Annotated in this window: 22 protein-coding genes, 1 tRNA gene and 1 riboswitch; of the genes, 17 read left to right on the forward strand and 6 right to left on the reverse strand. The window is 69.7% G+C overall.

Going from position 1 to position 20,596, the window contains the following annotated elements:
* The first annotated feature begins 148 nt into the window (after nt 1-148).
* Genes coxB through FHW79_RS22665 form a run of 3 tightly spaced genes read left to right on the forward strand, consistent with a single transcriptional unit; the run spans nt 149 to nt 4,073 of the window.
* Nucleotides 149-1,177, forward strand: a complete 1,029-nt coding sequence (gene coxB, locus FHW79_RS22655; protein WP_183180988.1) for a cytochrome c oxidase subunit II — start codon at nt 149-151, stop codon at nt 1,175-1,177.
* Nucleotides 1,174-3,705, forward strand: coding sequence for a cytochrome c oxidase subunit I (ctaD, locus tag FHW79_RS22660; RefSeq protein ID WP_183180989.1), 2,532 nt, complete (start codon nt 1,174-1,176; stop codon nt 3,703-3,705). The genes coxB and ctaD overlap by 4 nt, the downstream gene beginning before the upstream one ends.
* Nucleotides 3,706-3,713: 8 nt before the next feature.
* Complete coding sequence (locus tag FHW79_RS22665) at nt 3,714-4,073, forward strand: hypothetical protein (protein ID WP_183180990.1); 360 nt, start codon at nt 3,714-3,716, stop codon at nt 4,071-4,073.
* A 10-nt stretch (nt 4,074-4,083) separates the two neighbouring features.
* Here FHW79_RS22665 and FHW79_RS22670 read toward each other — a convergent pair whose 3' ends face one another.
* Nucleotides 4,084-4,947: a DUF2189 domain-containing protein gene (locus tag FHW79_RS22670; RefSeq protein WP_183180991.1), complete on the reverse strand. Its 864-nt coding sequence runs from the start codon at nt 4,945-4,947 to the stop codon at nt 4,084-4,086.
* Nucleotides 4,948-5,191: 244 nt separating this feature from the next.
* Between FHW79_RS22670 and FHW79_RS22675 the strand changes: the two genes are divergently transcribed.
* Together FHW79_RS22675 and FHW79_RS22680 are read left to right on the forward strand one after the other, a co-directional pair.
* Nucleotides 5,192-5,485 (forward strand): acylphosphatase, encoded by a 294-nt coding sequence (locus FHW79_RS22675; RefSeq protein ID WP_183180992.1) that lies wholly within the window; start codon nt 5,192-5,194, stop codon nt 5,483-5,485.
* A 192-nt stretch (nt 5,486-5,677) separates the two neighbouring features.
* The gene (locus FHW79_RS22680; RefSeq protein WP_247884548.1) at nt 5,678-6,187 is read left to right on the forward strand and encodes a hypothetical protein; all 510 of its coding nucleotides are present in this window, start codon (nt 5,678-5,680) and stop codon (nt 6,185-6,187) included.
* Nucleotides 6,188-6,190: 3 nt separating this feature from the next.
* Here FHW79_RS22680 and lipB read toward each other — a convergent pair whose 3' ends face one another.
* Nucleotides 6,191-6,913 (reverse strand): lipoyl(octanoyl) transferase LipB, encoded by a 723-nt coding sequence (gene lipB / locus FHW79_RS22685; RefSeq protein WP_183180993.1) that lies wholly within the window; start codon nt 6,911-6,913, stop codon nt 6,191-6,193.
* Nucleotides 6,914-7,038: 125 nt separating this feature from the next.
* On the opposite strand from lipB, the gene FHW79_RS22690 reads away from it, so the two are divergent.
* Nucleotides 7,039-7,125 (forward strand) — tRNA-Leu (locus FHW79_RS22690).
* Nucleotides 7,126-7,232: 107 nt separating this feature from the next.
* On the opposite strand, the gene FHW79_RS22695 is transcribed toward FHW79_RS22690, so the two are convergent.
* Nucleotides 7,233-7,535, reverse strand: coding sequence for an STAS domain-containing protein (locus tag FHW79_RS22695; protein WP_040138053.1), 303 nt, complete (start codon nt 7,533-7,535; stop codon nt 7,233-7,235).
* A 297-nt stretch (nt 7,536-7,832) separates the two neighbouring features.
* Between FHW79_RS22695 and mgtE the strand changes: the two genes are divergently transcribed.
* From mgtE to FHW79_RS22730, 7 genes are all read left to right on the forward strand, one after another.
* Nucleotides 7,833-9,272, forward strand: a complete 1,440-nt coding sequence (gene mgtE / locus FHW79_RS22700; RefSeq protein ID WP_137117927.1) for a magnesium transporter — start codon at nt 7,833-7,835, stop codon at nt 9,270-9,272.
* A 46-nt stretch (nt 9,273-9,318) separates the two neighbouring features.
* A riboswitch (TPP riboswitch) is annotated at nt 9,319-9,422 on the forward strand.
* On the forward strand, nt 9,414-10,583 hold the full coding sequence (gene thiO / locus FHW79_RS22705) for a glycine oxidase ThiO (RefSeq protein ID WP_183180994.1): 1,170 nt from the start codon (nt 9,414-9,416) through the stop codon (nt 10,581-10,583). It overlaps the preceding riboswitch by 9 nt.
* Nucleotides 10,580-10,789: a sulfur carrier protein ThiS gene (thiS, locus tag FHW79_RS22710; RefSeq protein ID WP_183180995.1), complete on the forward strand. Its 210-nt coding sequence runs from the start codon at nt 10,580-10,582 to the stop codon at nt 10,787-10,789. Before thiO ends, thiS begins: the two co-directional genes overlap by 4 nt.
* Before the next feature lie 45 nt (nt 10,790-10,834).
* A complete protein-coding gene (locus tag FHW79_RS22715; RefSeq protein WP_183180996.1) occupies nt 10,835-11,605 on the forward strand; it encodes a thiazole synthase in 771 nt (256 codons plus the stop codon).
* Between the two features lie 64 nt (nt 11,606-11,669).
* On the forward strand, nt 11,670-12,113 hold the full coding sequence (locus tag FHW79_RS22720) for a PaaI family thioesterase (RefSeq protein ID WP_183180997.1): 444 nt from the start codon (nt 11,670-11,672) through the stop codon (nt 12,111-12,113).
* 38 nt (nt 12,114-12,151) lie between these two features.
* Nucleotides 12,152-12,625 carry a hypothetical protein gene (locus FHW79_RS22725; protein ID WP_183180998.1) on the forward strand — a complete coding sequence of 158 codons (474 nt, stop codon included), beginning with the start codon at nt 12,152-12,154 and terminating at the stop codon, nt 12,623-12,625.
* Between the two features lie 33 nt (nt 12,626-12,658).
* Complete coding sequence (locus FHW79_RS22730) at nt 12,659-13,357, forward strand: NnrU family protein (RefSeq protein ID WP_183180999.1); 699 nt, start codon at nt 12,659-12,661, stop codon at nt 13,355-13,357.
* Between the two features lie 37 nt (nt 13,358-13,394).
* Here FHW79_RS22730 and FHW79_RS22735 read toward each other — a convergent pair whose 3' ends face one another.
* Entirely contained in the window at nt 13,395-15,524 is a 2,130-nt protein-coding gene (locus tag FHW79_RS22735) for a hypothetical protein (RefSeq protein WP_183181000.1), read from the reverse strand.
* Nucleotides 15,525-15,753: 229 nt separating this feature from the next.
* On the opposite strand from FHW79_RS22735, the gene FHW79_RS22740 reads away from it, so the two are divergent.
* A complete protein-coding gene (locus FHW79_RS22740; RefSeq protein WP_247884549.1) occupies nt 15,754-16,167 on the forward strand; it encodes a Rid family hydrolase in 414 nt (137 codons plus the stop codon).
* Between the two features lie 18 nt (nt 16,168-16,185).
* Here FHW79_RS22740 and FHW79_RS22745 read toward each other — a convergent pair whose 3' ends face one another.
* Nucleotides 16,186-16,371: a hypothetical protein gene (locus FHW79_RS22745; RefSeq protein ID WP_183181001.1), complete on the reverse strand. Its 186-nt coding sequence runs from the start codon at nt 16,369-16,371 to the stop codon at nt 16,186-16,188.
* Between the two features lie 230 nt (nt 16,372-16,601).
* Between FHW79_RS22745 and FHW79_RS22750 the strand changes: the two genes are divergently transcribed.
* The 3 genes from FHW79_RS22750 to FHW79_RS22760 all read left to right on the forward strand — a co-directional run bounded on the left by FHW79_RS22750 (nt 16,602) and on the right by FHW79_RS22760 (nt 19,087).
* On the forward strand, nt 16,602-17,315 hold the full coding sequence (locus FHW79_RS22750) for a response regulator transcription factor (protein ID WP_183181002.1): 714 nt from the start codon (nt 16,602-16,604) through the stop codon (nt 17,313-17,315).
* An 83-nt stretch (nt 17,316-17,398) separates the two neighbouring features.
* The gene (locus FHW79_RS22755) at nt 17,399-18,001 is read left to right on the forward strand and encodes a 2-hydroxychromene-2-carboxylate isomerase (RefSeq protein WP_183181003.1); all 603 of its coding nucleotides are present in this window, start codon (nt 17,399-17,401) and stop codon (nt 17,999-18,001) included.
* A gap of 99 nt (nt 18,002-18,100) precedes the next feature.
* The gene (locus FHW79_RS22760; protein ID WP_183181004.1) at nt 18,101-19,087 is read left to right on the forward strand and encodes a potassium channel family protein; all 987 of its coding nucleotides are present in this window, start codon (nt 18,101-18,103) and stop codon (nt 19,085-19,087) included.
* A gap of 6 nt (nt 19,088-19,093) precedes the next feature.
* Here FHW79_RS22760 and ccoG read toward each other — a convergent pair whose 3' ends face one another.
* Nucleotides 19,094-20,578: a cytochrome c oxidase accessory protein CcoG gene (ccoG, locus tag FHW79_RS22765; protein WP_183181005.1), complete on the reverse strand. Its 1,485-nt coding sequence runs from the start codon at nt 20,576-20,578 to the stop codon at nt 19,094-19,096.
* Nucleotides 20,579-20,596 lie beyond the last annotated feature (18 nt).

A 20,596-nucleotide genomic window follows, 5' to 3' on the forward strand; every position in this document is an offset into this window, starting at 1 on the left:
ATGGGACGCTCCGCCGGTTGTGGGTGTTCGTCCCCGAGTGAATGCTCCCCCGCCGACCGAAGTTCCGGCGGAACCTGTGGCCTTGCCGTGAGTTTAGCCGTGCAACGACGCCGCCCGCCGCCGCGGGCCAACGCCGCGAGGGGGGTGCATGGACCGCAGGTCTGGCCGCAGCGAAGGACGCAGACGGAGCTGGCGGGGGGCGGCCCTGGCCGGCGGAATCGGGCTCCTGGCGGCCTGCGAGCGGGGTCCGCAGTCCGCGCTCCACCCCGCCGGGCGCAACGCCGAGGCGATCCTCGACCTGACGCTGATTCTCGTCGCCGGGGGCGGGGTCATCTTCCTTTTCGTCATGGCCCTGGCGGGGTACGCCGTCATCGCCCGGCCGGAACGCTTCCCGGGAGGCCGCGCCTGGATCATCGGCGGCGGCCTCGTTTTTCCCATCGTCACGCTGACCGCGCTCCAGGTCTACGAGTTCGCCGTGGCCCGGCAACTGTCGGACACCGGCGGGGTGGAGCCGCTGCGCATCGAGGTCACCGGATACATGTGGTGGTGGGAGGTCCGCTACCCCAACGTGCGGGTGGGGGAAGGCGGGGAGGTCCTGCGCACCGCCAACCGCCTCGTCATTCCGGCCGGGCGCCCGGTGGAGGTGGTGGTGACCGCGGCGGACGTGATCCACAGCTTCTGGGTGCCCAGCCTGGGCGGCAAGATGGACATGATCCCCGGCCACGAGAACCGGCTGATCCTGGTCGGGGAGCGGCCCGGCACCTACCGCGGCCAGTGCGCCGAATACTGCGGCGCCCAACACGCGCTGATGGCCTTCGACGTGGTGGTGGAGCCGCCCGAGCGCTTCGAGGAATGGCTGGCCGCCGAGCGCCGCCCCGCCGCCGAACCCGACGGGCCGCAGCAGGTCGCCGGGCGCGACGCCTTCCTGCGCGCCGGCTGCGGGTCCTGCCACACGGTGCGCGGCACGCCGGCCAACGGGGCGGCCGGGCCGGACCTGACCCATGTCGGCGGGCGCGGCGCGCTGGCCGCCGGGACGCTGCCCAACACGCCGGAGGCCCTGGCCGGCTGGATCGCCGGGTCGCAGCACATCAAGCCGGAGAACCGCATGCCGTCCTTCCCGATCTTGGGCGGCGACGATCTGCACGCCATCGCCGTCTGGCTGGAGAGCCTGAAATGACCCCCCCGCTCGATGATGCCGCCCTGCCCAGCCGCCTGCCGCGCCCGAAGGAGGAGCTGGAGGCTCTGAAGCGCGCCTGGAAACCGACCTCCGGCCTCGGCCTGCTGAAGGAGGTGAACAACAACATCATCGGGGTGATGTACATCGGCACGGCGCTGCTGTTCTTCGTCATCTCGGGCACGCTGGCGCTGGTCATGCGCACGCAGCTCGCCGTGCCGGAGAACGACGTGCTGGGGCACAGCCTCTACAACCAGTTCTTCACCGTGCACGGCACGGGCATGATGTTCCTGTTCGCCGTGCCCATCGTCGAGGCCATCGGCGTCTTCCTGCTGCCCTCCATGCTGGCGGCGCGCGACCTGCCCTTTCCGCGACTGTCGGCCTTCGCCTTCTGGGCCTATCTGTTCGGCGGGCTGGCCTTCTTCTGCTCGCTGATCTTCGAGGTGGCGCCGGACGGCGGCTGGTTCATGTACCCGCCGCTGACCAGCATGAAGTTCTCGCCCGGCATCAACGCCGATTTCTGGCTGCTCGGGATCGGCTTCATCGAGATCTCGGCCATCGCCGGGGCCATCGAGATCATCGTCGGCATCCTGCGCACCCGCCCGCCCGGCATGACGCTGGACAAGATCCCGGTCTATTGCTGGTCGATGCTGGTCATGGCGGGGATGATCGTCTTCGCCTTCCCGGCGGTGATCATCGCGACCGCGCTGCTGGAGATCGAGCGCGCCTTCGACTGGCCCTTCTTCATCGCGGAGCGGGGCGGCGACCCGCTGCTGTGGCAGCACCTGTTCTGGTTCTTCGGTCATCCGGAGGTCTACATCATCTTCCTGCCGGCGGCGGGGCTGGTGTCGATGATGGTGCCGGCGCTGGCGCAACGGCCGCTGATCGGCCACGACTGGGTGGTGGTGGCGCTGGTCGGCACCGGCTTCTTCAGCTTCGGCCTGTGGGTGCACCACATGTTCGCCACCGGCATCCCGCCGCTGAGTCTCAGCTTCTTCTCCGCCGCCAGCATGGCCGTGTCGGTGCCGGCGGGAATCCAGGTCTTCGCCTGGATCGCCACGCTGGGCAAGGGGCGGCTGCAATGGACGGTGGCGACGTGGTTCCTGCTGGGCTTCCTGTTCATCTTCGTGGCCGGCGGCCTGACCGGCGTGATGGTGGCGGTCATCCCCTTCGACTGGCAGGCCCATGACAGCTACTTCGTGGTGGCGCACCTGCATTACGTGCTGATCGGCGGCATGGTCTTCCCGGTCTTCGCCGGGCTGTATCACTGGTGGCCGACGATGAAGGGCACCATGCTGTCGGAGCGGCTGGGGCGCTGGGCCTTCTGGATGATGTTCATCGGCTTCAACGTCGCCTTCTTCCCCATGCATGTCAGCGGCCTGATGGGAATGCCGCGCCGCGTCTACACCTATCCGGGGGATCTGGGCTGGAACGTCCTGAACATGGTCTCGACCGTCGGAGCCTTCGTGATGGCCTTCGGCGTCCTGCTGGTGCTGATCGACATGGCGCGCGACGCCTTCGGCCGAGGGCGCCCGGCACCGGAGAATCCGTGGAAGGCGGGGACGCTGGAGTGGATTCCGAACGACGACTACGCGACGCGCAGCATCCCGCACGTCCGCTCCCTCTACCCGCTGTGGGACAACCCCAACCTGTCGCGCGAGGTGCAGGAGGGCGCCCATTACCTGCCCGGCGCCCCGACCCGCCGGCGCGAGACCATCGTGACCAGCCCGATCGAGGCCCGGCCGCAGTATCTGATGCCGATGCCCGGTCCGCACTGGAGCCATTTCCTCGCCGGGCTGTTCACCGCCGCCCATTTCATCTGTCTGGCCGTGCAGCTCTACTGGGTGTCGCTGGTGCCGGGGGTGCTGGCCATCGCCTCGGTCTTCTGGTGGGTGTGGAGCCTCGACAAGGGCGCCGACCACCCGCCGCAGGACGTCGGCGGCGGCTGGCGGGTGCCGGTCTATCTCCAGGGGTCGGAGAACCATTCCTGGTGGGGGACGGCAGTCCTGCTGCTGGTGGACGGGACGGCCTTCGCCTGCCTGTGCTTCACCTACGTCTTCCTGTGGACGGTCAGCCCGGACGTCTGGCCGGTGGGCACCGGCTCCCTGCCGGGGCTGGGGTGGCTGTTCGGCGAGGCGGCGCTGTGGGTCGTCGCGGCGGGGGCGATGCTGCTGGCGAGCCGCGCCGTGGCCGGCAACCGCTCCTGGGCGATGCGCGGCCTGCTGCTCGCGGGTGTCCTGCTGATGGCCGCCGCCGCGGTGGCCGAGCCCTACAACCGCATCGGCAGCGGCCTCGTGGCGTCGGAGAGCGCCTACGGCGCCATCGTCTACATGCTGGCCTCCTGGCAGGTCTTCCACGTCGTGATCCTGGTCCTGATGACCGGTTATGTGCTCGCGCGCTCCTTCGCCGGGCGACTGCACGCGCGGCGCCGCGTCACCTTCGACAACACGATGTTGATGTGGATCTACACCTGCGGGCAGGGGATCGTGTCGCTCCTGCTGGTGCATCTGTTCCCGCGTCTGGCCGTGTGAGGTGAAGCATGGAGAAGACGGCGTTCACCGCGACCTTCACCGGGATGATGTCGGCCTTCCTGATCTGGGCGGCCCATTTCGCGGCGGTCTACGGCATCAACGGCCTGATCTGCGCCCGCGAGTGGGACGGGGTGGAACTGTACGGCCACCCCGTCGCGGTGGTGCTGATCCTGGGCGCTACGGCGGTCGCCCTGCTGCTGGCCGCGGCCGTGCTGGCGGCGGCGCTGTGGGGCGCCGCTCCGGGCCGGCGGACCAGCGAGGACCCGCGGCGCTTCATCCGCCTGTTCACCGGGCTTGCCGCCGCGGGATCGCTGGTCGCCATCCTGTGGAACGGGCTGCCCGCCCTGCAGGTGCCGGCCTGCGGCTAACCCGGCCACCTCAGTCCGGGATGAGCCGGCGGTAGAGGTGCCAGGTGGCGTGGCCGAGCACCGGCATGACGATCACCAGCCCGACGAAGGCGGGCAGCGAGCCGAGCAGCAGCCCCCCCGCCACGATCAGGCCCCACAGCGCCATGGGCTCGGGATTCCTCAGCGTCGCGCGGACGGAGGTGCGGATGGCCGTCGCCACCCCGACCCGGCGGTCCATGAGGAGCGGGAAGCTGACCACGCTGATCGCCAGCGCCAGGACGGCGAACAGGAAGCCGACCCCGACTCCCAGCACGATCATGCTCCAGCCCGCGCGGGTGGTGAACAGGGCGTGGGTGAAAGCGCTCCAGCCCTCCGGCGCCAGCGGGGCGAGGGTCGCCATGTAGATGAGCTGCGCGGCCACCAGCCACAGCAGGAACACCGCCGTCAGGATCGCCCCCATCGCCAGGATCGCCCCAAAAGCCGGGGAGCGCGCCACGCCGAAGGCGTCCGCCCAGGACACGCGCTCGCCCTGCTCGCGCCGGCGGCTCATCTCGTAGAGGCCGACCGCGGCGAAGGGGCCGATCAGCACGAAGCCGGAGGCCAGCGGGAACAGCAGGTGCAGCGCGTTCTGGTCGAAGACCACCTCGGCCAGCAGCAGCCCGACCAGCGGGTAGATCAGGGCGATGAAGAGGACGTCGGTGCGGCAGGCCATGAAGTCATGGAGCCCCTTGCGCAGCGCGTCGCGCAGATCGTCGCCGCGGATACGCCGTACGGTCGGCTCCAGCGCCGCCCGCTCCCGCGCCGGCGGGGCGATGGCGTGGCCGGCTTCGGCCAGGCCGTGGGACCAGGATTTGAAATGGGCCGCTCCCCATTCCGCAGGGTTTCGGATGGTCATGTCCGTTCCTCCCGAACCGTTCGTTCAGGGGGTGCGAGCCCGCCCGTGCCCGGTCGCGGCCTTCGCTGTCGCGGCCCGGCGGTCACAGGAGATCCCGCGCCCCGCCATGCAGGGATGATACGCCGACGAATGGTTGACGGCACTGTTCATTGGAGGAGGGGAGGGCGCGGGGCAACGCCGGGTTTTCCGGAACCGGCGCCTGTCCTATTGTCCTGAGCTTATGGAAACGACACCGGGGATGGGAATGGCGGAAAAGGAAGACCGCAAGGCCGTGCTGGCCCGCATTCATGGCAAGGTGCAAGGCGTGTGGTACCGCGGCTGGACGGTGGACACGGCGAACCGGCTGGAATTGGCCGGCTGGGTGCGCAACCGCGGCGACGGCACGGTGGAGGCGCTGTTCGCCGGCCCGGCGGACGCCGTGGACCGCATGCTGGAGGCCTGCCGCCGCGGCCCCTCCGCCGCCATCGTCAGCGACATCGCCGTCGAGCCGGCCCGCGATCCCGGTCCGGGCGTCTTCGAGCAGCGTCCGACGCAGTGACGGCGGGGCGGGGTGGTTAGCGTTCTGTTAGCCATGGGGGGCTAGGCTGTCGGGTGCGGGTGGGGGCTGTTTAGCCGTGCCCCCACCCCGACCCTCTCCCGCTATCGCAGGGGAGGGAGAGTATCGCGAAGCGGCGGCAGTCCCCTCCCCTGCAAAGCGGGGGAGGGTTAGGGAGGGGGCACTCGGGTCGGGATGAGCGGCGAAAGGCCAAAATCAGCGCTCCGGCTCCTGCGCGGCACGCTTCTCTCGCTCGGCTTGCTGGCAACCGGAGCCGCCTGGGCCAAGGGACCGCTCGACCGGACCGAGCCGGGGCACATGCCGCCGGTGCCGCCCGGGGGCTATAACCTGCCGCTGGCGCCGCCGGTGGTCCAGTACCCCTTGCCGCCGCAATGGGTGACCATCCGCTCCACCCAGGACTGGCGGCACGCCGGCACCTTCGAGAAGGAGCTGAGCAAGGCCTGCGCCGCCCGCCAGTTCCGCGAGCAGATGCCGATGCGCTACCGCGCCATCTTCAAGGGCGAGGTCCTGGGCGTCGCCTTCGGCCACGGCCTGAACCTGCACGACCCGAAGAAGCAGGCGAACCGCAAGCTGATCTACCTGTTCCGGAACGGCGACAGCACCGGCTGCACCATCGTGTCGATCACCAACGAGGACCTGCGCGTCCTCAACGACGGGCAGCCCGCTGGGGCGGCGAAGCGGTAGGGGTCACTCCTCTGCGGCCGCGGCGCCGAAAACCTCCGCGAAGCTGGCGATCAGGGCGGCGTCCACATCCTCCATGGTGACGAGATGGCCGAGCGCCACGATGGAGGTCACGCCATGCTCGCTGATGCCGCAGGGGACGATGCCGGCGAAGTGGGACAGGTCCGGCTCGACGTTCAGGGCGACGCCGTGGAAGCTGACCCAGCGGCGCACCCGCACGCCGATGGCGGCAATCTTGTCCTCCTGGCCGGGCGCGCCGCCGTAGGGCTGCTTGTCCACCCAGATGCCGACGCGGCCCTCCCGCCGTTCGCCGCGGATGTTGAAGGCGGCCAAGGTGCGGATCAGCCACTCCTCCAGATCCTGGACGAAGGCGCGGATGTCGGCGCCGCGCGTCTTCAGGTCCAGCATCACATAGGCCACGCGCTGCCCCGGCCCATGGTAGGTGAACTGCCCGCCGCGCCCGGCCTGATAGACGGGGAAGCGGCCCGGCTCCAGCAGGTCCTCCTCCCGCGCGCTGGTGCCGGCGGTGTAGAGGGGCGGGTGCTCCAGCAGCCAGACCAGCTCCGGCGCGGTGCCGGCGCGGATCGCCTCGACGCGGGCTTCCATCTCGGCCAGCGCGTCGGGGTAGGGGACGGGCGTGTCGCTGATGCGCCACTCCACCGCCCGCGCAGGGGCAGCAGCGGGAGCGGCATCGGTGGACGGCGGAACGGGGGCGGTGAGGTCGGTCATTCCGACGTTATGAACTTTCTTTTCCAAAAACGCGAGACGCCGCTTGATCGGGCGTCGGGGATCTGCTATTCCCCCGCTCCACCCGATGACGGGAGTGATCCCGACGTCGGTTCTACCAGCCTTGTGCGGTCGTGGCGGAATTGGTAGACGCGCAGCGTTGAGGTCGCTGTGGCAGAGATGCCGTGGAAGTTCGAGTCTTCTCGACCGCACCATCCCCCAGAAACGGGGGGTTCAGGCAAACAAACGAAAAGCCCGCAGGTCGATCGGACCACAGCGGGCTTTTTCGTTTTCGGGCCACGGCGACCGGGACGGTCCCTTCTCAGCGGAACTCCACATACTGGTCGAGCGCGACGCGGCGCATGGTCTGCACGATGTAGGGCTGTGCGTTGTGCACCGTCACCAGCCCCTTGGCGTCGCGGCAGCGGTTGGCGAGAACGAACAGCATGCCGATCGCCGCGGAGTCGAGAAAGGTCAGGTAGCGCAGGTCCAGCCGCACGTCGGGCCGCGCGCCGATGTCCCAATCCGCCAGCAGGTCGTGGAATTTGCGGCTGTCGTCGTAGGTGAAACGCCCCGACAGCATGATCCCCTCCTGACCGTCGATGTCGGTGTAGGCGTACTCCATCGTCACATCCGCTGGCCGGTGGTGTCGGTTCTTCTCGGGCTGCGCGAGGTGAAAAGCCACGCGCGCATTATGGGTGCACGAATTGTGAAGCCCACGCAAGCAATTGCGCGTGGGGCCGAAGACCCGCGACCGGCCCGCCGGGCTGGACAAAACAGTGGCACACCTATATTCGGTGGGCGCCCCGGCGGGAACCCGCGAGGGCTCCCCACCAACCCGCAAACGCCGGTGCGCCATGGTCGGCCGATCGTAGGACCATGCCGTCACGCCGCATTGCCATCGTGAAGGGAGGGTGCCGCCATGCACACCGACCGCCAGGAACCGGATCGTATCCAGGACGATGTGCCGCACCCGGCCGAACGCCCCGACCCGCCCCGCGAGGACGGCGAGGAGGAGCGCGCCTATGGTGTCGAGCCGGAGTTCGTGGAGGAGGTCGTTGAACGGCTGCACGCCGGACGGCGCGACGAGCTGCGGGCCGAACTGGACCGGCTTCATCCCGCCGACATCGCCGACCTGATCGAGCAGCTCGGCCACGACGACCGGGAGGCGCTGATCGGCGTCCTGCGTCCCGACTTCGACGGCGAGGTGCTGAGCTACCTCAACCCCGATCTCCGCGAAGAGATCGTCGAGCTGTTCGAGCCGAAGGAACTGGCCGCTGCCGTCGCGGAGCTGGACACCGACGACGCCGTCGACGTCATCGAGGACCTGGACGAGGACACCCGGCGCGAGGTGCTGGAGAATCTGCCGGCCGCCGACCGCGCGCTGGTCCAGGAGAACCTGACCTACGACGAGTACACCGCCGGCCGCCTGATGCAGCGCGATCTGGTGGCGGTGCCGCAGTTCTGGACGGTGGGCAAGACCATCGACTATGTCCGTGCCGCCACCGACGAGCTGCCGGAGGACTTCTACGACATCTTCGTCGTCGACCCCATGCACCGGGTGGTCGGGGCGGTGCCGCTGTCGCGCCTGCTGCGCCAGAAGCGGTCCGTCCGCATCGCCGATCTGGTGACGGAGGAGGTGGACACCATCCCCGCCACCATGGACCAGGAGGAGGTGGCAAACCTGTTCCGCCAATACGCCCTGGTCTCCGCCCCCGTGGTGGACGCCGGAGGGCGGCTGATCGGCGTCATCACCGTCGACGACGTGGTCCACATCATCGACGAGGAGGCCGAGGACGACATCGGCAAGCTGGGCGGCGTCGGCGACACCTCGATCTACCGTTCGGTTCTGGAAACCTCGCGTTCGCGCATTTCCTGGCTGGGGCTGAACCTGTTCACCGCCTTCGCGGCGGCGGGCGTCATCTCGCTGTTCGAGGCGACCATCGAGCAGATCGTGGCGCTGGCCGTGCTGATGCCGATCACCGCCTCGATGGGCGGCAACGCCGGGACCCAGACGCTGACCGTAGCGGTGCGCGCCCTGGCGACGCGCGAGCTGTCGTCCTCCAACGCGCCCCGTGTGGTCGGCAAGGAGGTTCTGGTCGGTCTGCTCAACGGCGCCGTCTTCGCCACGCTGGTGGGGGCCATCGCCGCGACGTGGTTCGAGCCGATGATCGGCTTGGTGATCGGCTGCGCCATGGTCATCAACCTGTTCGTCGCCGGCCTGTGCGGGGTGCTGATCCCCATCGGGCTGGACCGGCTGGGCGTCGATCCGGCGGTGGCGAGTTCGGTCTTCCTGACCACCATGACCGACGTCATCGGATTCCTGTCCTTCCTGGGGTTGGCGTCGCTTTTGTTGTTGTGACCAACGAAAAGGGGCTTGCCAAAGGCGGCTCCCTTCCGGATGATCCGGGCATTGGCTGGGGTGCCGTGCGGGATGAGCCCGCGCGGCTGAGATCACACCCATCGAACCTGTCTGGATAATGCCAGCGAAGGGAGCCGCCGCATGGTATCCGCGCCCTTATTTCATTCTGATTCCGCAAAACCCACCGTCGCCGTGGTCGGCGCCGGGGTGATCGGCCTGTCCATCGCCTGGAGGCTGGCCGCCGCCGGCTGCCGGGTCGAGGTCTTCGACCGTGGCGCCGCCGGCCGGGGCGCCAGCCACGCTGCGGGCGGAATGCTCGCCGCCTGCGTGGAAACCGAACCCGGCGAAGAAAGCCTTCTGCCGCTGACCCGCGCCTCGCAGGACCTGTGGCCCGCCTTCGCGGCGGAGCTGGAGGCCGCCTCCGGCATGGCGGTGGACCTGCGCGGCGAAGGCACGATGGTCATCGCGCTGAACGCTGACGACTCGGCCAAGGTGCGCTTCCTGCACGATTTCCAGACCAAGCTCGGCCTGCCGGTGGAATGGCTGAGCGGGGCAGAGGTGCGGCGGCGCGAACCCTACCTCCAGCCGGGCGTGGCCGGCGCGCTCTTCTGCGCCGGCGACCATCAGGTCGACAACCGCAAGGTTGCCACCGCCCTGCACGCCGCCGCCCTGCGGGCCGGTGCCGTGGTGCACGAATACGCCGAGGTGTCTCGCATCGAGATCCGCGGCGGCCGCGCCGTCGGCGTCCAGGTCGGCGACCGGCTTTTCGAGGCCGATCGGGTGATTTTGGCCGCCGGGGCGTGGTCGGGCTGGATCGACGGGCTGTCTCCGGCGGGGCGTCCGCCGGTGCGCCCGGTGAAGGGGCAGATGCTCTGCCTGCGCATGGACGCCCGCCTGCCGCTGCTGCGCCATGTGGTGTGGACGCCGGGCACCTACCTGATCCCGCGGCTGGACGGGCGGCTGCTGGTCGGCGCCACGACGGAGGAGCGCGGATTCGACGACCGGCTGACCGCCGGGGGCCAGTTCGCCCTGCTGGAAGGGGCGTGGCGCGCCCTGCCGGGCATCGCCGAACTGCCCATCGAGGAAGCCTGGGCCGGTTTCCGTCCGGGCACCCGCGACGATGCCCCGATCCTCGGCCTCTCGGAGGTGGAGGGACTGGTCTACGCCACTGGGCACCACCGCAACGGCATCCTGCTGACTCCGGTCACCGCGGAATCGATCGCGCGGCTGATCCTGACCGGGGAGACCGATCCGGTGATCCGTCCCTTTGCGCTCGACCGCTTCGCCCAGTCGAAGGGGGCCGCGGCATGAGCGCCCGCATCCGCGTGAACGGGCGGGAGGAGGACCTCGCCGCCCCCACCGTCGCCGCCCTTCTGTCCGACCGGGGCATCGCCGCGGGCACGCGCGGGGTCGCCGTCGCCCTCAACGGCGCCGTCCTGCCGTCCCGCCGCTGGGACGAGACGCCCCTGTCCGCGGGCGACGCCCTGGAGATCATCCGCCCCGTGCAGGGCGGTTGACCTTCCCCCGCCGGAGAGCGGGACCAATTTCCGAAGGACACACCCATGAACGACACGCTCACCATAGCGGGCCGTGAGTTCCGCTCGCGCCTGTTTCTCGGCACCGCTGGCTATCCGAACCAGCAGGTCATGCTCGACGCGCTGGAGGCCAGCGGCAGCGAACTGGTCACGCTGGCCATCCGCCGCATCAGCCTGGACGGCTATTCGGAAAGCCTCGTCGACGTCATCGGCGACCGCGCCGGGCTGCTGCCCAACACCGCCGGCTGCCTGACCGCCAAGGAGGCGGTGCTGACCGCGCAGCTCGCCCGCGAGGCGCTGGGCGTGGACTGGATCAAGCTGGAGGTCATCGGCGACCGCGAACTGCTCTACCCCGACGTCGAGGAGCTGCTGCGCGCGACCGAGGAGTTGGTGGCCGACGGCTTCACCGTTCTGCCTTACTGCAACGATGATCCGGTGACATGCCGCAAGCTGGCCGACCTGGGCGCGGCGGCGGTGATGCCGCTGGGCGCCTTCATCGGCTCCGGCCTGGGCATCCGCAACCCGCACGCCATCGAGACAATCTGCGCGCGCAGTCCGGTGCCGGTGGTTTTGGACGCCGGAATCGGCACGGCCTCGGACGCCGCCCTGGCGATGGAGCTGGGCTGCGCCGCCGTCCTGCTGAACACCGCCGTGTCGAAGGCGCGCGATCCGGTGCGCATGGCGACGGCGATGCGCGACGCGGTGGCGGCGGGGCGGGCGGCCCGTCTGGCTGGGCGCATGCCGAAACGCGCCTTCGCGGAGGCGTCGAGCCCGCAGCTCGGCTTGATCGGAACGTAAGGCTGGCGCAGGGTAGGGGCCGTCCGATGTCAAACCCCCGAACACAATCAGAGAGACCCGAGACGTGCCCAAGACCTTCGAACCGCGCGATCCGGACTGGGAGGCGCGCTGCCGCGCCAGCTTCGAAATCCAGCCGATCTGCAAGACGCTGGGGATCGAGCTGACTCGGCTGGAGCCCGGCTTCTGCGAGATGCGCCTGCCGTTCCGCGCCGACCTGACGCAGCAGCACGGCTTCTTCCACGCGGGCATGGTCAGCACGCTGGCCGACAACGCCGGGGGTTACGCCGGCTACACGCTGATGCCGGCGGGCAGCGAGGTTCTGGCGGTGGAGTTCAAGGTCAATCTGATGTCGCCGGCCAAGGGCGAGGTGATGATCGCCCGCGCCCGCGTGTTGAAACCGGGCCGCACCCTGACCGTCACCAGCGTCGAGATCTCGATGCTCGACGGCGGGGTGGAGAAGGACTGCGCCATCATGCAGCAGACCCTGTTCTGCCAAGCCCCCGCCTGAGCCGTCCCAACCCTGTCCATCCGATCCAGGAGGTTCGCATGCCGCTGTCGCGTCTTTTCGGTGCCGCGCTGATCGCGGGCGCCGCCACCGTCGCCCTGGCCCAGCCGGCCCTTGCCCAGAAGAAGGAGCCGCCGGCCTGCGGCGCTGTGTCCTTCCGCGCCATCGCCCCCGGCGCGCCGGACGGTGAAACCGACGCCGGGCTCTACAAGTCCCGATTCGGCAAGATCGAGGTGAAGGCCGAGGTGAGGGGTGGGCAGGCCACCAATTATTACATGGTGCTGAACGGCAAGCGCATCGACGCCTCGGCCAACCCGCCCAAGGCCGCCGATTCCTGCCTGACGTCCAAGAGCGTCAAGCTGCCCTACCAGAAGCAGGCGGCGGGCGCCTGCACTGGCAACCGCTTCCGCGTGGTGATCGACCGCTCCGGCAAGCAGCCGGTGGCCCTGTTCTTCGGCCTGCACGGCGACGATTGGGCCTATTGCAGCGGCACGACGCTGGACAAGGGCGCCTGACGAGGGCTGTAGGACGCGACCGGGAGACCGCTCATGACCGGGACCATCGCCCATCTGTCCGCCGCGGGCCTGTTCCTGCTGCTGACGCATTTCGGCATGTCCAGCACGCCGCTGCGCGCGGCAATGGTCGCACGGCTGGGCGAGAAGCCCTATCTCGGCCTCTATTCGCTGGTCGCGGCGCTGGCCTTCTGGTGGCTGGCGGCGGCCTACAGCGGGGCGCCCCATGTGCCGCTGTGGCCGCCCGCCGGCGGGCTGGCCTGGGTGCCGGTCCTGCTGGTGCCGGTGGCGTTGTTCCTGCTCGTCGCCGGCCTTTCCACCCCGAACCCGACCTCGGTCGGGCAGGACAAGCTGCTGGCGGGCGAGCGGGAACCGGTCCGCGGCATCCTGCGGGTGACGCGGAACCCGTTCCTGTGGGGCGTCGGGCTGTGGGCGGTCGCCCACATGGTGCCGAACGGCGATCTCGCCTCGCTGATCCTGTTCGGCACGCTCGCCCTGCTGGCGCTGGGCGGCAGCGTCCTGATCGACGCGAAGCTGGCGCGGCGGCTGGGGATGGACTGGGACCGCTACGCCGCCCGCACCTCCAACCTGCCCTTCGCGGCGATCCTGGCCGGGCGCCAGAGCCTCGTCTGGCAGGAGATCGGCTGGTGGCGCCCGGTGGTGGCTCTGCTGCTTTACGGCGGGCTGCTGCACCTGCACCGGATGCTATTCGGCGTGTCGCCGCTGCCCTGGTGAGGGTCCAACACCCCGCCGCGTTTCGGACCGCCTCCGTTCAGAACGTCATGCCGCGCACCTGATCGCGCAGCGTGTTGCGGGCGGTGTCGGCCTCCTTGCGGGCGGTGGCCAGCTCGCGGGACAGCCCATCCAGGCGGGTTTCCTGCTCGCCCATCTTGGCGATGGTCCGCTTGAACAGGTCGCTGTCGCGCGGCAGCGTGGCGAGGTTCTGGCGCAGCCGCTCCTGCTCCTTGCCGATCTCCGCCTGTTCGCGTTCCAGGTCGGCGACGCGGCGCTCCTTGTCGGCGACGGCGGCGCGCAGGGTCGCGACCTTGCCCAAAGCCTCGCGCGCCGCGGGCGGCAGCTCGGTGGAGGAGGCGTAGGCCCGCACCTGCTCCGGCGACATTTCCGAGATGCCGAAGCGCTCGACCCGCGGCCGCTCCAGCGCGACCGCCAGGGTCACCGTCTGGCCGGCGGGCACCGCCACCGGCAAACGGTAGGCGTCGGCCGTCAGGTCCGGGGCGCTGACGCCCGTCGGCTGCACCAGTTCCCAGCCGGAACGACGCGGATGCTCGACGATGACCGTGCGGTCCTCGCCCGCCGCGCCGGCGATCCGGTAGGTGGTGGTCTGGCGGTCGGTCACGGTCAACTGCAGCACCCCGTCGGCCAGGGTGGCGCGGGACAGAGTGCGGCTCGGCTGCTCGGAGCGGTCCACCGTCACCGCCTGATCCACCGCGAAGCTGAGGATTCGGCTCTCGCCCGCCGGCAGGGTGGCCAGCCGCGCGTCGCCCACATAGGCGGCGGCCCCGCCAATCCGTTCATAGAGCGTCAGCACGCCCGGCGGCAGGCCGGTCTCACCCGAGTCGCCGTTGCTGAGGCGCAGCGCGGCCAGCGGGTGGCGCGGCTGGGTATTGGGCTGGTAGAGCGACAACCGCTCCGCCGGGATGGCGCGGGCGGTGATCGGCATCATCATCGTGCCGCCGTTCGCCAGGGTCACCGGCTGCGGGTAGCGGAACAGCACCTGCGCCGTCGCCTCCGTGCTTTCGGCGGGGGTGGTCTCCGCCGCGCGCTGGGGCATTGCCCCAGCGAAGGGCGCGCTCATCGCGGGGGCGGGGGCGGGGGCGGGCGGGGCGGCCATGGTGGTCGCGGCGCCGGACTCGGTGGCGGCGCGCGAGCGGACGGCCGAATCCTGCGCCTTCGCCATCACGTCGGCGGCCACGGCCCCCTCGTCGGGGGGCGGCAGGACGCGCCCCAGCACTTCCACCGGCACCTCCGGCCGATTCACGAAATAGGCGGAGTAGAGCGCCTGCCGGAAGGTGACCGGGTTGCCCGACGCCACCGACAGCTCCACCCCCTTCCAATCGTCGCCGCTGAGATTCTCCAGCACGGCCCAGCCCTGAAGGTCGCCCGTGCCGCCCTCGGTCCCCTTCGCCGGTCCGGGCGCCGATCCGGGCGCCGATTCGGGCAGGGTCAGGCGGTAGGTCGCCTTCCACAGCGGGGCGGCGACCACATAGGCGACGCGCACGGTCCGCTCGGCGCCCGCGTCCGCCTGCGGGGCGGTGGTGCGGATGGTCAGGCGCCGCCGCTCCTTGCCCGCCGCGCCGGCAACGGCGGCCAGGGCGGAGTCGAGCTGCGCCTGCACCCGCGGGTCGGCGAAGCGCAGGGAATCGGTCTCCTCCAGAACGAGCTGGCGCAGCCCCTCCGCGGTCATCAGGCTGACGCGGTTGCGGGTCACGGTGCCGCCGCCGTTGGGAAGCTGGGTGTATTCCTCGGTCACCGAGAGCAGACGGCCCGACACCGCGCGGGAGCCGCTGGTCTGCACCTCCGCCCCCTTCATGGCGTTCAGCAGGGCGGTGGGGGAGGCGAGATCCTGCGGCGTGAAGGGCAACTCGCGGAAGGCGGTCTCCAGCGGCTCCTGCCCCGGCAGGTCCACCGTGCCGATGCCGCCGCGGTCGTCGTAGACCACGATGCTTTTCAGCACGTCGTCCACCTGATCGCGGCGCACCTCCAGGGTCAGCGCCGCGTCGCCGGAGACGCGCGCCTCATGCTCGAAGTAGCCGACGCCGCCGGTGGACAGCAGCACCCGCTTCAGCGCCAGCGCTCCCGGCGGCTGGTCGGCCGCCAGGGCGGGCGCGGCCAGCAGCGGCACGGCGAGGGTGAAGAGGGCGGCTTTCGTGATCCCGGACATGCGGGTTTCTCCCGTTATGGACGATTGGGCGCTCTTGGCCTGACTGATTGGCCCGGCTTACGCTTTGATTTGGGAAAGATTGGGGCAGGCGGGAAGACGCGAACCGCGCCGACATGCCGCGGAACCGCCGTTGGTCAGGATTTGTGCGGGTTCGGCGCTCTGTGACATAAAGGCGCTCAATCGGTTTTGCTGATGATAAAGAACACGAACGATAAGGGATGGGCGCGCCATGACTCTGGACGGAAGCGGAGCCGCAGGGGCGGTCGGCGGATTGCCCGATGACCGGCGGATGGGCTGCGCGCGGGCTCTCATGACGGGGGCCGGGGGCGCTCCGGGGCAGCGATGGGTGTTCGTGTCCGGCACCCCCGGATTCGATGCGGCGCGCCGGACGATGGCCGGCGACGTGGAGGAGCAGGCGCGCCGGACCTTGCGCAACATCCGCAGGACGCTGCTGCGTTCGCAGGCGGATTTGTCGGACGTGGTGCGGATGCGGGTCTATCTGGCGGACGCCGCCGACTTTCCCCGGGTTCAGCCGATTCTGGCGGAGGAATTCCGCGACCGCCCGCCCATCGGCACGACCATGGTCTGCCCGCTGGCCGACCCGCGCATGAAGATCGAGATCGAGGTCACCGCGCGCTGCTGAACGTTTCGCGTTCCCGGCTCACACGTCGCCGACCAGCGTGCGCGCCGATTCGATGTGCCGGCGGGCCTCGCTCAGCAACGCGCGGTGCTGGGCCAGCGCTTCACGGATCGGCAGGCGGTTGTTGTAGACGCGCACCTCGTTCAGCAGGCGGTCGGCGCGGTCGAGATGGGCCATCCGTTCGAGGCACTGGTCGAGCACAAGCATCTTGATTCCCCTTCCGTGCGGGCTTTTGCCTTTCGCCTCGCGGCTGAGAGGAATAAACCAACCTGTGATGACCGCGTGATTTCAGGAAATCGGCTTTTTCGTTTCGATCGTACGGCGGAATGTTTCAGCCGATTCACCCATCGGTCGTGCGGCGAGTGCCTGTTACGGGCTTGTAACCGATTGCGTGCACCCATGGCGGTGAGCTATGAAGAGGACGGGAGGTAACGGCCATGCACATTCTCGCGGTCGATGACGATGAGCCGGTGCGCGAACTTCTGGAGTCCTATCTGGCTTCGGAAGGCTACCGCGTGACCACCGCACCGGACACGGCCGCGGCGAAGAAGGCGTTGGAGAGCGACGCCGTCGATCTGGTGGTCTGCGACCTGCGGCTGCCCGATGGCGACGGGCTGGGGCTGGTCCGCCAGATCCGCACCGAATCGCACATTCCCGTCATCATCCTGTCGTCGAAGGACCAGGACGTGGACCGCATCGTCGGGCTGGAACTGGGCGCCGACGACTACCTGACCAAGCCGTTCAACCCGCGCGAATTATTGGCCCGGATCAAGGCCGTGCTGCGCCGCGTCTCCGGCGAGGGGCGTCCGCCGCGCAGCCCCGACGACCTGCGCGCCGTCGTGCAGTTCGCCAACTGGGAGCTGGACCTGACCGCCCAGCGCCTGCGCAGCCAGGATGGACGCGAGGTGGAGCTGACCAAGGCGGAGTTCGGCCTGCTGGCCGCTTTCGTGAAGCGCCCGCAGCGCGTGCTGACCCGCGACCAGCTTCTGGATCTGACCCGCGCCGACGGGGCGGAGGTGTTCGACCGCTCCATCGACGTGCTGATCCTGCGCCTGCGCCGCAAGATCGAGGCGAATCCGAAGGAGCCGCGCATCATCAAGACCGAGCGCGGCGCCGGCTACGTTTTCGACGCCAAGGTGAAGACGGTCTGAGTCCCGTCCGGCCGTCGGCGGCTGGACGGAACCTTCGGCGCGCGCTAGCCTTTCCGGAAAAGCAGAACCGGGAGGAACCGCGGATGGCCGACCCCATCGATTTCTATTTCGATTTCGCCTCGCCCTACGGCTATTTCGCCAGCCGCCGCATCGAGGAGCTGGCTGCGGCGCATGGCCGCACCGTCACCTGGCGCCCGATCCTGCTCGGCGCCATCTTCAAGGTGACGGGGATGAAGCCGAACCTCCAGCAGCCGTTGCGGGGCGAATATCTGGTCCATGACGTGGGCCGCATCGCCCGGCTGACCAACGCGCCCTTCACCTACCCCGACTCGGCCCCTGCCAACAGCGTCGCCGCGTCGCGCGCCTTCTACTGGCTGACGGATGAGCATCCCGAGCAGGCGAAGCTTCTGGCCCGCACCCTCTACCACGCCCATTGGGGGGAGGGGCGCGACATCGGCCCCGCCGAAACGGTGGTGGAGATCGCCGGCACGCTCGGCCACGACCGGGCGGCGGTGGCCGCGGCCCTGCAGGACCAGACCGTCAAGGACCGGCTGCGCACCGAGAACGACGCGGCGGTGGACCGCGGAGTCTTCGGCTCCCCCTTCGTCATCGTCGACGACGAGCCCTTCTGGGGCTGGGACCGGCTGGACATGGTCGACCGCTGGCTGGGCACGGGCGGCTGGTGATCCCGCCATAAAGTCCGATGGGGGAGGGCGGTTGAAAGTCCTGCCATCGGGATCGGCCATGGCGCTATAAGGTGGGCTCCACCGACAACCGGTTCGCGCATGGACCAGATCCTCCCCGACCGCCGCTCCAGCAAGGCCGCCGGCCCCGCCCATACGTCCCGGCCGCGCGCCCGCCGCTCCTGGCTGACCGGCGCGGTGCTGACCGCGCTGATGCAGGGGATGATCGCCCTGTCCATCCGCTCGGTGTCGGGCGATCTCGCTTTCGCCCTGCTGGGGTCGGTCGGCCTCGTCGTCGGGGCCTTCCACTACCTGTTTCCGGGAAGCCAGTTCTTCAGCCTGGCCCTGGCGAACTTCATCGGCGTCTATGCCTGCGTGTTCGTCTTCTTCCTGGAAAGCAACTTCCACAGCATCCCGTCGCACATCCAGGCCGCCGCCTTCGCGATCCCGCTGATCGCCTTCCTGGGGGGCGCCTGGTGGCGGGCCGACACGATCCGCAGCATCGTGATGTCGCGGCGCCTGCGCGACGGCGGGCATTTCGACCGCATCTTCCTGTGGATGGCCCCGGTCTGGGGAATCGGTGCGCTGACCTTCCTGCTGCCGGGGCGGGAGGTGTCGCCGGAGACGCTGACGGCGATCTTCCTGCTGTCGATGTCCGCCATCGGAGTCGTCGTCGCGCTCGTCGCCCGCGACATCGCCGTCTTCCTGCTCGACGCTGGGCTGCTGTTCGAGGGCTTCTTCCAGCAGGCGGCCCGGCTCGTGCTGCCGGCCTTCGCCTTCCTGACCTTCTATTCGCTGTGCATCATCATGTTCGGCGCCTTCTACACCATCCTCGACCGTTTCATGGTGGAGCCGAACTTCATCATCGACGGCGTGCGCCGCGACCTGACCTTTCCGGAGGGGCTGTACTTCTCGCTGGTCACCTTCGCCACGGTCGGCTACGGCGACATCCATCCGGTGACAGGGGCGGTGCGGCTGATCTGCGGGATCGAGATCGTGATGGGCGTCCTGCTTCTGCTGTTCGGCTTCAGCGCCATCATCGGCCACACCGCCCCGCGGGACCGCCGCGACCGCGACGGTCCCCTCTGAGCCGCCTCAGGGGGCGAGGAACACCGTCTCGGCGTGATGGACCGTCCCGTCCGACAGGCGGGTCAGGGTGAGGGTCAGCGGCGTGGAACCGGCCACCGTAGCGCCCACCGGGGCGCGGACATGGACGCGGTGGGTCTGCACCGTGTCGGGTTCGGCGCCCAGCACCGGCGCCGCGCCATCGGCACCCGCGCCGCCGGCCGCCGTAACCGTGGCGCCGCGGGGGCCCGAGACGGTCAGGCGGTAGCCCTGCGGGGCGCGGGTCATGTTGGAGATCTTGACCGTGTAGCTGTTCTGGATGGCGCCGTCGGACAGTGTGACGTAGAGCGGCGCCCGGTCGCGCAGGACGGAGACATCCACCGTCGGCTCCAGCAGCACGCCCAGCGTCATCATCCCGCCGACCACCAGCATCACCAGCGAATAGATGATGGTGCGCGGGCGGACCAGCCGGTAGGGCTCCGGCTTGCGGGCCACGGCCTTGGCCTCCTGGGCGGACTGGGTGTCGTAGCGGATCAGCCCGCCGGGGCGCCCGATGCGGCCCATCACGTCGTCGCAGGCGTCGATGCACAGGCCGCAGCTGATGCAGTCCATCTGCAGGCCGTCGCGGATGTCGATGCCGGTCGGGCAGACCTGGACGCAGGCCTTGCAGTCAATGCAGTCGCCCAGCCCCTCGGCGGAGCGCTCCGCCCAGCTCTGCTCCTTGCGCAGCGGCGCGCGGCCGTCGCCGCGCCAGTCCTGATAGGTGACGGTGAGGCTTTCATCGTCCAGCAGGGCGGCCTGGATGCGCGGCCAGGGGCAGACATAGACGCACATCTGCTCGCGCATGAAGCCGGCCATGGCGTAGGTGCAGGCGGTCATGAACAGGATCCAGCCGGTCGCCACCGGTCCGGGCTGGAAGCGCAGCAGGTCCGCGACGTAGCCCGGCGCGTCCACGAAGTAGAAGAGGGCCGAGGCCCCGGTCGCCAGGGCGATGAGCAGCCAGACCGCATGCTTGGCCGTTTTCTTGGTCAGCCACGCGGCGTTGCGCGGGCCCTTGTCCAGCCGGATGCGGGCGCCCCGGTCGCCCTCGATCCACTCCTCCACCTTCACGTAGAGGTCGGTCCACACCGTCTGCGGGCAGGTGTAGCCGCACCACACGCGCCCGGCCAGCGCGGTCGCCAGGAACAGGCCGACCGCCGCCAGGATCATCGCACCGGTCAGGTAGTAGATGTGCTGCGGCCAGAGTTCGAGGGCGAACAGGTAGAAGCGCTGGCTGTCCAGATCAAAGAGGATCGCCTGGTTCGGCAGGCCGGCGCCGCGGTCCCAGCGCAGCCAGGGCAGCAGCATGAACAGCGCCAGCAGGCCCACCATCAGCGCCGACTTGATGCGGCGGAACCGGCCGCGCGCCGCCTTTGGGTAGATCTTCTGGTGCGAAGCGTAGAAGGCGACCGGGGCGGACGGGGCCGGCGCGGCGGGCGGTGGGGAGAGGGTGGACGAGCGGGCGGGATTCTGCATGGCGTGCCTCTGCGCAAA

This window comes from Azospirillum sp. OGB3, assembly GCF_014192915.1.
GTDB lineage: Bacteria > Pseudomonadota > Alphaproteobacteria > Azospirillales > Azospirillaceae > Azospirillum.